Source organism: Microcoleus sp. (genome assembly GCF_049646505.1).
In the GTDB taxonomy this organism is placed as follows: Bacteria; Cyanobacteriota; Cyanobacteriia; order Cyanobacteriales; family Microcoleaceae; genus Microcoleus.
The window spans coordinates 1-10,100 of sequence record NZ_JBARVX010000366.1; the positions used below are offsets into that span (position 1 = coordinate 1).

The 10,100-nt window shown below is 45.2% G+C and carries 11 protein-coding genes; 8 read left to right on the top strand and 3 right to left on the bottom strand.

What is annotated here, in order from left to right; all coding sequences use genetic code 11:
• Positions 1 to 911 (bottom strand): type 2 isopentenyl-diphosphate Delta-isomerase (fni, locus tag WBA89_RS18650; RefSeq protein ID WP_424408702.1); only part of this gene is annotated, 911 nt, incomplete at its 3' end.
• Positions 912 to 1,053: 142 nt separating this feature from the next.
• A complete protein-coding gene (locus tag WBA89_RS18655) occupies positions 1,054 to 1,737 on the bottom strand; it encodes an SDR family oxidoreductase (RefSeq protein WP_424408703.1) in 684 nt (227 codons plus the stop codon).
• Between the two features lie 79 nt (positions 1,738 to 1,816).
• Here WBA89_RS18655 and WBA89_RS18660 point away from each other — a divergent pair, with 79 nt between their 5' ends.
• The 3 genes from WBA89_RS18660 (at position 1,817) to fghA (ending at position 5,433) form a co-directional block, all read left to right on the top strand.
• Positions 1,817 to 2,926: an S-(hydroxymethyl)glutathione dehydrogenase/class III alcohol dehydrogenase gene (locus WBA89_RS18660; protein WP_424408704.1), complete on the top strand. Its 1,110-nt coding sequence runs from the start codon at positions 1,817 to 1,819 to the stop codon at positions 2,924 to 2,926.
• A gap of 125 nt (positions 2,927 to 3,051) precedes the next feature.
• On the top strand, positions 3,052 to 4,272 hold the full coding sequence (locus WBA89_RS18665; RefSeq protein WP_424408705.1) for a flagellar assembly protein H: 1,221 nt from the start codon (positions 3,052 to 3,054) through the stop codon (positions 4,270 to 4,272).
• 306 nt (positions 4,273 to 4,578) lie between these two features.
• Positions 4,579 to 5,433, top strand: a complete 855-nt coding sequence (gene fghA / locus WBA89_RS18670; RefSeq protein WP_424408706.1) for an S-formylglutathione hydrolase — start codon at positions 4,579 to 4,581, stop codon at positions 5,431 to 5,433.
• Here fghA and WBA89_RS18675 read toward each other — a convergent pair.
• Complete coding sequence (locus tag WBA89_RS18675) at positions 5,409 to 6,815, bottom strand: NACHT domain-containing protein (RefSeq protein ID WP_424408707.1); 1,407 nt, start codon at positions 6,813 to 6,815, stop codon at positions 5,409 to 5,411. The genes fghA and WBA89_RS18675 overlap by 25 nt on opposite strands.
• Positions 6,816 to 7,265: 450 nt before the next feature.
• Between WBA89_RS18675 and WBA89_RS18680 the strand changes: the two genes are divergently transcribed.
• The 5 genes from WBA89_RS18680 to WBA89_RS18700 all read left to right on the top strand — a co-directional run bounded on the left by WBA89_RS18680 (position 7,266) and on the right by WBA89_RS18700 (position 9,922).
• The gene (locus WBA89_RS18680; protein WP_424408708.1) at positions 7,266 to 7,886 is read left to right on the top strand and encodes a DUF2589 domain-containing protein; all 621 of its coding nucleotides are present in this window, start codon (positions 7,266 to 7,268) and stop codon (positions 7,884 to 7,886) included.
• 124 nt (positions 7,887 to 8,010) lie between these two features.
• On the top strand, positions 8,011 to 8,334 hold the full coding sequence (locus WBA89_RS18685; protein WP_424408709.1) for a hypothetical protein: 324 nt from the start codon (positions 8,011 to 8,013) through the stop codon (positions 8,332 to 8,334).
• 40 nt (positions 8,335 to 8,374) lie between these two features.
• Positions 8,375 to 9,013, top strand: coding sequence for a DUF2589 domain-containing protein (locus WBA89_RS18690; RefSeq protein ID WP_424408710.1), 639 nt, complete (start codon positions 8,375 to 8,377; stop codon positions 9,011 to 9,013).
• 59 nt (positions 9,014 to 9,072) lie between these two features.
• Positions 9,073 to 9,297 (top strand): hypothetical protein, encoded by a 225-nt coding sequence (locus WBA89_RS18695; RefSeq protein WP_424408711.1) that lies wholly within the window; start codon positions 9,073 to 9,075, stop codon positions 9,295 to 9,297.
• Between the two features lie 70 nt (positions 9,298 to 9,367).
• On the top strand, positions 9,368 to 9,922 hold the full coding sequence (locus WBA89_RS18700; RefSeq protein WP_424408712.1) for a hypothetical protein: 555 nt from the start codon (positions 9,368 to 9,370) through the stop codon (positions 9,920 to 9,922).
• Positions 9,923 to 10,100 lie beyond the last annotated feature (178 nt).

Below are 10,100 nucleotides of genomic sequence, written 5' to 3' on the forward strand. Positions count from 1 at the left end.
GCTTCCAGAAACGGCCGCGCCAGCCCTGCAACATCCGCGCCGAGGGCGATCGCCTTCGCTGCATCCAAGCCGTTTTGCAAGCCTCCAGAGGCAATCAGGGGAACATCTGGGGCGGCAGCGCGGGTGCTGACAACGCACTCGGCTGTCGGGATTCCCCAGTCAGCAAAGGTTGCACCCAAGCGGCGCTGCTTGCTATCTGTGGCTCGCTCTCCTTCTATTTTCGCCCAAGAAGTGCCTCCGGCTCCGGCAATATCGATCGCGCTTACTCCGGCGGCGAGCAATTTCTGTGCCATCTTTCCTGAAATACCGTTGCCAACTTCTTTAGCAATTACTGGGACTGGTAATTTTTCGCACAATTTTGCAATTTTATCTAACAGTCCTTTAAAGTTAGTATCGCCTTCGGTTTGAACGCATTCTTGCAGCGGATTTAGGTGTAAAATAAGGGCATCTGCTTCGAGAATGTCGATGATTTTTTGACACTCTTCTAAACCGTAATTGTAGTTTAACTGAACTGCTCCGATGTTAGCAAATAGCAGAATATCGGGAGCGCGGCGGCGCACGGCAAATGTCGGAGCTAGTTGAGGGTTTTCGACAGCGCATCGCTGGGAACCGACTCCCATTGCTAGTTTGTATTCTTGAGCGACATCGGCGAGGCGGTAGTTGATTGTCTGGGCTAGTTCTGTGCCGCCTGTCATTGAGGATATTAGCAGGGGTACGGCTAGTTTTTTGCCGAGGAATGTGGAGGTTAAATCGATTTGGGCGCGATCGAGTTCTGGCAAACAGCAGTGAGTAAAACGGTAGTTTTCTAGTCCGCTGGTAGTTTCGCGAAATTGTACGTCTTCTTCGAGGCAGATCCGCAGGTGATCTGCTTTGCGGGTTTCGGTTTGCGAGGGCGATAGTGGTAAGTTCACAGCGGCAATTGGGGCGAATATTTTGTGTTGGGAATCTAGCAATTTTATTTCATTTTTGAGGTTTTTTTTACCGCAGAGGGCGCAGAGGGCGCAGAGGAGTAGAAATGAGAGATGTTTGCAAGTTATGTTTTCTGTTGCTTTGTTATCCAGGAACGGTCATCGGTACGCCGTTATCTGAAGGTTTTAATTTCAGCAGCAAAGGCACTGCTTTTTGCACCCAGGCTTTGATTGAGGTGTAATTTACCGCATCTTCGCCGAAACAAATGTCTAGCATATCTGTGTGAATTATGCCGGGATTTAAAGGAACTGCTGCCATACCTGGGGGCAGTTCTTGGGCGAGCGATCGCGTAAGTCCTTCTATTGCCCATTTAGAAGCGCAATAGGGCGCGACTTCCGGCGAAGTTGACCTTCCCCAACCGGAACTAAAGTTGACAATTATGCCGCTTTTTTTCGCAATCATTGCCGGGACAAAGTGGCGAATCACATTAGCAGTACCTTTAATATTAACATCAATTAGCTGAGAAAATTCTTCGCTGCCGACATTCCAAAGCGGCGCGGGATGGTTGACTAAAGCTGCATTGTTGATGAGCAAATCTGGAGCCGGATTTTTGGCCAGTATTTTTGTTGCCCAAGCTTTGACTCGATCGTCTTGGGTGACATCCAAACAAGTAAAACAATGGGGTGTACTATATTTTTGGTTGAGTTGTTCCACCGCTTCCGAAGAACGGGCGCATCCTAAAACTGTGTGTCCCAATTCAATAAATTTTTCGGTCATGGCAAGACCGAGACCGCGACTGACTCCGGTAATTACAATTAATTTGGTCATAGATTTGCTGAAGTTTGGCAGAAAGTAATACAATACATATTGACTGGTTAGTTGATAAATCGATCGCAGGGAATAAACCATGAAAGTAAAAGCAGCAGTTGCTCGGAGTGCCGGCCAACCTTTGACCGTTGAGACGGTGGATTTGGAGGGGCCGCGGGCCGGAGAGGTGCTGGTGGAAATTAAAGCGACTGGTGTTTGTCACACAGACGCTTACACTCTTTCCGGCGCCGATCCCGAAGGTTTATTTCCTGCTATCTTAGGCCACGAGGGAGCCGGGATTGTGGCAGATGTTGGGCCGGGAGTGACAAGTGTCAAAAAGGGCGATCGGGTAATTCCACTTTACACACCCGAATGCCGCAACTGCGAATATTGTTTGAGCGGCAAAACGAATCTCTGTCAAGCAATTCGCCTCACTCAAGGGCGGGGAGTGATGCCCGACGGCACGAGTAGATTTTCCATAGACGGTGAAAAAATTTACCATTACATGGGAACTTCTACCTTTGCAAATTATACAGTATTGCCAGAAATTGCGGTAGCAAAAATTCGCGATGACGCTCCTTTTGAGAAAGTTTGTTTGATCGGCTGCGGCGTGACAACCGGCATCGGCGCTGTCATCAATACCGCAAAAGTAGAACCGGGTTCTAATGTGGTAGTTTTCGGTTTGGGCGGCGTGGGTTTAAACGTAATTCAAGCCGCTCGTATGGTAGGAGCTAACACGATCGTCGGCGTAGATTTGAATCCCGACAAGCGAGAAATGGCAGAAAAATTCGGCATGACTCACTTTGTTAATCCCTCGGAAGTGGGAGGCGATTTAGTTGCTTATTTGGTAGATTTAACCAAAGGCGGAGCTGATTACAGTTTTGAATGTATCGGCAACATTAATGTGATGCGCCAAGCTTTAGAATGCTGCCACAAAGGTTGGGGCGTGAGCGTAATTATTGGGGTAGCGGGAGCAGGTCAAGAAATTAGCACCCGCCCGTTTCAGCTAGTAACTGGTAGGGTTTGGAAAGGCTCGGCTTTTGGCGGGGCGAAGGGCAGAACTGATGTTCCTAAGATTGTTGATTGGTACATGGATGGTAAAATTGATATTGACAGCTTGATAACTCAGGTAATGCCGATCGACAAAATTAACGAAGCTTTTGATTTAATGCACAAAGGCGAAGTAATTCGCACAGTTTTGACATTTTAAAGAAAACAGGACTTACGCATGGCAACGTAATTCTGTCACTTACAAGTGTTACAAAGAATCTCCAACCCATCATAAAAAGCGTCGAGACTGCGTAAGTCCTAGGAAAGAGCAATAAGTTAACCAAAATGACTAAATTTCCCCACGACCAGTTTGCCAAAGAATATCTTCAAGAGTTATTATCACCTCTCGGACAAGTAGAAACGAGTAAAGATGTCACTGCGGAAGTGAGAGAAATTGATGTTTTCTTTCAACCTACTTCTGTTAATTTTGAGTACGCACAAACCTTGGGTTTATTAGGTCAAATAGCAGCGACTGTCGCAATCATTGAACCTTTTCGCAACCCAGTTAATCGTGACGGAATTTTCAGTGGCGTGACGAAATTATTAAATACCAGAGCAGAATTGTTACGAAAAGCTAATAGAGAAGAGCAACGTTTAGAGTCAGGTGAATTACCCTTCTTGTGGATTCTCACTCCCACTGCTTCGGAAACTTTATTAGAAAATTTGGGTTTTCGGATACCAGAAGAGTCAGAGGGTTGGGGGAGAGGAGTTTATTTTTTATCCAAAGATTGGCGAGTCGGGTTGATCGCGATTCACCAGTTACCGAAGGTTCCGCAGACGATGTGGTTGCGGATGTTAGGTAGGGGTCGGGTACAGCAGGAAGCGATCGCTGAGTTAACTGCTTTGTCTGTGGATAATCCATTGCGCTCTAATGCGTTAGAATTATTGTACAACTTGCAAGCAAATCTGCAAGCGAATTTAGCAACTATTCCTCAAGCAGATGAAGAAGATCGGGAGTTAATTATGGCTATAGCACCTTTATTTCAAGAGCAGTTACAAGCAGCAAAACAGCAAGGATTGCAGGAAGGTATTCAACAAGGTAGAGAAGAAGGAATTGAACAGGGAATTGAGCAAGGAATTGAGCAAGGAATTGAACAGGGAATTGAACAGGGAATTGAGCAAGGAATTGAGCAAGGATTGGAACGAGGACGACAAGAACAGCAACGCTTAATTCTAGAAAACTTTTTCCTGGTCAGATTTGGGCAATTAGACGAGAAAATGACAGCTTTCTTCTCAACCTTATCGACTTTACCTGCTGCTGAATTTACGATGATCTTATTGTCAATATCGATGCTGACAGTCGATGAAGCTGGTCGCCAACAAGCGATCGGATTATTAGCTGAAAGTTTTTTGAGAATGCGGGGATATGAATTAGGCGATCTGTTGGCAATAGTTATGACTAATTTATTGGCATTGCCAGGAGAAGAATTGAGGTTATTATTAGATCGATCGCCTCAGTTATCGACAAATGAATTGATAAATTTGTTGGGACAGAGGCGGGAATAATCCTGTTTAATTTAATCTCAATAAATGCAGGATTTACGTATTATAAGAGGTTGGTCAAAGATTGAGATTCTTTGCTTGGCTCAGAATGACAAAAAATCATTCTCACTGCGTAATACCAATTTTTTATGAGGCCCCGTAGAATTCGATCTCCCTGGTGCCCCCCGATCGAAGGGGGGGACTGGAAGCTTCTTGAAGTCCCCCTTTTTAAGGGGGATTTAGGGGGATCGAGATATGTGCAACTTCACATTAAATTGGTATAAGTCCTATAATTGTGACAATATTTTCTACTCTTTAGCGCTCTGGTGAATGGTGTTGAAAACTATCGAACTACAAAAAGAACATGAAAGCTTCGGCGGTAAACTCGGTTTTTACAGCCATCAATCCTCTGCCTGCAATAGCGAAATGAAATTCGCTGTTTACCAACCGCCGCAAGCCCAATATCAACCCGTACCAATTCTCTATTTCCTATCAGGTTTAACCTGCACCGAAGAAAATTTTATGGCAAAAGCGGGGGCGCAGCAATTTGCGGCAAAATACGGGTTAATGCTAGTTGCACCGGATACTAGCCCGCGCGATACTGGCATTCCTGGCGAAGACGACAGTTGGGATTTGGGAAGCGGTGCGGGTTTTTATGTTGATGCGACAGCCACACCTTGGAATTCTCACTATCAAATGTACAGTTATGTTGTTGATGAATTGCCTAAATTAATCGCTGAAAACTTTCCAGTCATACCGGAAAAACAGGGAATTTTCGGTCATTCGATGGGCGGACATGGGGCTTTAATTTGTGCGTTGAAAAATGGCGATCGCTATCTTTCTGTTTCGGCTTTTGCGCCTATTTGCGCGCCGGTGCGCTGCCCTTGGGGACAAAAAATCTTCGGTCACTACCTCGGGGGCAACAAGGAGATTTGGAGGGCGTGGGATGCGAGCGAGTTAGTTTTGGAGAAGCCATACAACCGTCCGATTCTGATTGACTGCGGCACGGCTGATTCGTATCTGGCTGACGGGCAGTTGTTACCGGAAGTGTTCGCAGCAGCTTGTGCAAAAGCGGGACAGGCGCTAACTTTAAGAATGCAGGAAGGATACGATCACAGCTATTATTTTGTGGCGAGTTTTATGGAGGAGCATATGCAATTTCATGCGGCTGCTTTGTGTGAATAAAAATTGATTGCATAATCCCTCAGCAGAGGTTGCAAACAAGAATTAGCAGATGTCCTTTCGACGATCGATCGCGCTTTCAGGAACTTCAGAGCTTCTAACAGGACTATTGTGGAGATTGAAGGTGCAATGTTCGATCGCAACTCTGAAAATGAAAGAGGTGTATCCTGGGTTGCCAGAACTCCCATGATATCTTTCTCTGACACCGATAAAAACTCAAGCTGTCGCTCTAAAACCTCACGAATCTCATCGAACATCATCGTGTCTTGTCTTAAAAATTCTGTGATGCTGCCGGCAAATAAACACTGAATGGTTGTGGCAACGATGCTTAGAATCAGAGGATTGCCACCGTAGTAGTCCACTAAGCGATGCCATTCGGCAGGGGTTCCCTGGAACGCCCTTCTAGCGCTCCACATCTGTTGAATTTCTGCAAGCTGCAATCCTAGGATAGGTAAGGAACGGATTCCTAAATTCTCCCCTGACATCCACTGGAGCGCTTGCGGTTCCATTCGGCTGGTTAACACCACACAGCTTTGATGTCGCCCTTGTCCCAATTGTCGTAAAAGCTCGCGATACCTCTGATCCTCAGCAGGGTGTTGTTCTGTAGAACCGTTCCTCGAAGCGGTTTGTGGGGTATGCCCTGGCAGAATGGATTCAACATTATCCAGAACCAACAAACAAGGTTTGCGTCTCAAAGTATCCATCAATTGCCACATTTTAGCGCCGATGGGTTCTGGAATGGTTGGGTTGGCTTGGGGGGCGAGATGGCGAATCAGGTCGTCTAGGAAATCGCTCAAAGGCATGGGAGAGTGCGGCGTTATCGAGCGCAGACTGCGCCAAACGACGGATTTGAATTCATGCTGCACCTGTTCTGCTAGCTTAGTCGCCAGCCAGGTTTTGCCGATCCCACCCATACCTAGGAGAGCGATTAAACGACAACGCTTGTCTAGAACCCATTGCTGCAAAGTGGCTAATTCTGCGGTGCGACCGTGGAACACTGAAACATCCGGTGCCAGACCCCAACTCACGCCATTGTTCGGGGGAAGCAATTCCGTAACCTGCACTCGATCGGACGGTGCGGCAAGACTTGGCTGAGTCGCTTCCCCATGCCGGATAGGGAACAGATAATCGCTGGGTTCCAAGGTCAGGTCAAAAGCGCTGAAGTAGCGCACGAGGGTTCGCAAATCGACACCCGCTTTCCGAGCGTGGACTTTGCTGAGGGTATGGGTCGATAGCCCAGTTTGTTCGCTTAAAGCTTCTAAGGTGCAGGATTTGGTGCAATAGTTCCAAATTTCTGTTTTCGATGTTGCGGTTTGGAGTTTTTCAAATCCCTGCTGAGTAAGGATATCGGTCTTTCTGTGTCTCGGTTGAGGTTGTTGGAGCATAAGGAAATATACGCAAGGTTGTGAGCCATAGTAGATAGTGAATGTGAATTTTTAGTAAAGATCGGCGCTTTTACATATAACTTAATCAAATTCGCATGGCTTTTTGGAAAGGGCGATCGATCGGGAATCCTTACTAATACTGGGTTACAGGAATTTGTTGCGAAGTGTTTAAAGTTTCCTGCTTACGATCGATACCTCTGAAATAAAATTTCTGGCTGCATCTGAAACTGAGATGGGGAATTGCTTTGGAGATTTGCTGGGGCTAAATCCTTAACTTTGTTTCTTAAAGTTACTAACTTTGCTGGTGTGGATGGTAAGGAATCTGTAGGATTGATTCATAAGCGATTCATAAGCTACTGAACAAGATCGAGCTAGGAAAGACTTTAACTAGAAAAATTTTAGAATTTTTTCTAGATATCACCCTTTAACTATCAAATAAAGAAGGTTATCATGGCAATTCAAGACGACGCAGTAAAGCAATTGGGCGCTCTTCCCTTTGGTAATATTATTGGGGGACCCCTGGTTGCTGCAATAGAAGCCCAGGCAAAGGCGGCACGATCCACGGTTGAGTTTATTGAGTCAGTTTCTTTTGCGCCTTTGCCAGAGGGCAGCGAGGCTAACGCCGCAAGAGAGATCCAGAATATTGAGTTTAAATATGAAAGCAAAAACCCAGAAGGCGAGTCGCAACAGGTTGTATTAACCGTTCCATTACTGGCAATTGTACCTATTCCCTATATTCGCATTGATGACATGACGATCCAATTCAAAGCGAATATCAGTGCTGAAACAGCATCACAAGACACAACAACAAAATCAACAACAACAGATATAAACGCAAACGTTACAGGCAAATACGGTTGGGGACCGGCAAAGGTTGAAGCCAGTTTCAGTGCCGCATATTCTGCTAAAAAAGATAGCTCCTCGGCTGCCAATTCCAAGTATTCCGTTGAATATACGATGGATGTCTATGTCCATGCTGTGCAGGATGATATGCCAGCAGGGATGCAGAAAGTTTTGAATATTCTAAACGAGAGTATTAATATACCCCCTGCAACTCCTGTTCAAGAATGATATTTGAGTAGGGTGAACTCACATCCATATCTACATTTGTAGCAATTTGTGAATGTAGATATAGTCACACTCTAGTTCAAGGTAAAGGGAAAAATACCTTCATGAATATTTGGAGCCTAATATTATGGCAAAATTAAAACAGATTATTGGTGCGTTTCTAACTGACATCAGTCGAGCGCGAGTCATTTCGGATACCTATTCGCGAGAATTAAAAGCTTCATATAAAGAAGACCCATTTCTGAAGCTTCTTTCTGTTCCTCGAACGGATCTTAAGGAAGTAACCATTGAGCTGAAGTTCTCTATCAAACAATTAGATATTCCTGAAAACTCGGCAGTTGAGAAAGACATTGAGGACATTGACGTTGAGGTGGTTACAGATGAACTCGCAAGTCTGTCAGAAGCAACCCTCTCATCAATTTCGATCAAACTGGATCTGACCAGCGTTTAGCGTTACCAGGACTTGTATGAAACACTTTGGAGATTAAACTATGGCAGATGCTACAGACCTCTCATCGGTACCACTTTATCAAATTATTGGAGCGCCCTTGCTGGCACTCGTGCAAGCAGAAACCCAAGCAGCGCAGGCAACTGCTAATTTTATTCAACAAGTAGGGTTTTATGATGACGATCAAGGAATTAGTCGGTTAAAAACAGTTACTTTTCGCTATCGCAAGCTCGGTGTAGGGGGAAATCTCATTGAGTTTGTGGTCGAGATTCCAGTCTTGTCCATCGTCCCTATTCCCACAATAGAAGTACGTGAGGCGACCATTGATTTTGCGGTGGAGATTAATGAGGTGGTTGAGCTTGAGCAAAGAACAGCTATCAATGTCAATGAGACAAGATCCGGTGAAGATTCGTCTTTGGAGCCTAATTTTTTGGGCTTTAAAGCGGGTTTAGCAAAACAGGATTCTAAGTCGGCGATGAAAATAAATATCAGCGCGGGTCAATCTGATACTCCTGTTGGTTTGCTGACTTTATTTAGGCTGATGGAACAAGGAATCAGTACCACAAGCGGAAAACCGAAAGATCCGAATGCTGAGAAGCCGCCAGAAGTTAGCGAGCAACCTGTAACACCTCCCACTGAGAAGACGGGTCGTCAGGGGGCTAGGAGACGCAATCAGTCATAAGGATGACGGTAGGGTACTTAGCTCGTGAATTTTGTAATTTATTTTGATTAGGAGACATTATGACCGGACAATCTACACCCCAACAGGGTGTTCCCTGCCCCGAATGCAGTTTTACGATTCCCACTACTATGCCGATGTTGCTCTCTAGGGAGCCAATTGTTTGCCCGATGTGTGGATTGGCTTTGCACGTCGATGCGGAGAAATCGGCTGAGAGTTTGAAGTTGGTACGGCAGTTGCATGAGGCTACCCAGCAGGTTGAAAAGACCAGAACTCAGTGGGGGTAGATTTGTGTAGCTTAGACTTCATGTTGCAACAAAAAAAACTTCATATCATAAGACAAAAGGAGAAAATTTCATGCCTTGGCAAAGTGTAACGCTAGACGGCGGGAAAATGGTTAATCTGTACATACAGGAGTTTACGCAGGAGTGTGGACCTTCCTGTGTCGTAATGATATCTCGGCTATTAGGATTTTCTACAGACATTGCTCGAGCTCGTCATTTGGTAGGGAAAGAAGATCGCAACAAGCCCCCAGGTGCATGGAAAGACGGATTACACGACTTTTCCACCGACTGGTCATATATGGAATCTCTCACCCAGGCACTTGTAAGTGTAGGGATTAAAGGGGCAAAAACGTTCAAAGACAAAACTAAAACAGAATACCAAAAATTTTGCGAGAGTAGAGATGAGAAAACTCCAGCAATACTACGATTGCAATGGTATCATGGGGGTGGACACTTCGTCGTGACCATCGGCAAAAACACAAATAAGGATAAAAATTTTATCGAAATCCTAGATCCCTTTTATGGCTACAAAAAGGTAGATATTGGCGTATTCCCTGACTATATAATCAACGGTAAGTGTATTGGACAATTGGATAAAAACTTTTCAGTTGCAACGGTGAAATGGTGACGGGACGGTCTACCACTTCGCTCAATATACAAGGGTGCTTTTAACGAAGTGCGATCGCCGATCTTGTAGGTTGGGTTTAGGTGACGAAACCCAACCTTGCCTTTATTTCTTACTTTAATTTTTTGGACTTCACTTCGTTTAACCCAACCTACATTTTATTCCATACCAATATTACGAT

What these genes read in the sequence shown, in the direction of transcription:
- WBA89_RS18675 (WP_424408707.1), bottom strand. Translation starts at nt 6,815, where the DNA reads ATGCTCCAACAACCTCAACCGAGACACAGAAAGACCGATATCCTTACT.
- WBA89_RS18655 (WP_424408703.1), bottom strand. Translation starts at nt 1,737, where the DNA reads ATGACCAAATTAATTGTAATTACCGGAGTCAGTCGCGGTCTCGGTCTT.
- WBA89_RS18695 (WP_424408711.1), top strand. Translation starts at nt 9,073, where the DNA reads ATGACCGGACAATCTACACCCCAACAGGGTGTTCCCTGCCCCGAATGC.
- WBA89_RS18660 (WP_424408704.1), top strand. Translation starts at nt 1,817, where the DNA reads ATGAAAGTAAAAGCAGCAGTTGCTCGGAGTGCCGGCCAACCTTTGACC.
- WBA89_RS18680 (WP_424408708.1), top strand. Translation starts at nt 7,266, where the DNA reads ATGGCAATTCAAGACGACGCAGTAAAGCAATTGGGCGCTCTTCCCTTT.
- WBA89_RS18685 (WP_424408709.1), top strand. Translation starts at nt 8,011, where the DNA reads ATGGCAAAATTAAAACAGATTATTGGTGCGTTTCTAACTGACATCAGT.
- WBA89_RS18665 (WP_424408705.1), top strand. Translation starts at nt 3,052, where the DNA reads ATGACTAAATTTCCCCACGACCAGTTTGCCAAAGAATATCTTCAAGAG.
- WBA89_RS18700 (WP_424408712.1), top strand. Translation starts at nt 9,368, where the DNA reads ATGCCTTGGCAAAGTGTAACGCTAGACGGCGGGAAAATGGTTAATCTG.
- fghA (WP_424408706.1), top strand. Translation starts at nt 4,579, where the DNA reads ATGGTGTTGAAAACTATCGAACTACAAAAAGAACATGAAAGCTTCGGC.
- WBA89_RS18690 (WP_424408710.1), top strand. Translation starts at nt 8,375, where the DNA reads ATGGCAGATGCTACAGACCTCTCATCGGTACCACTTTATCAAATTATT.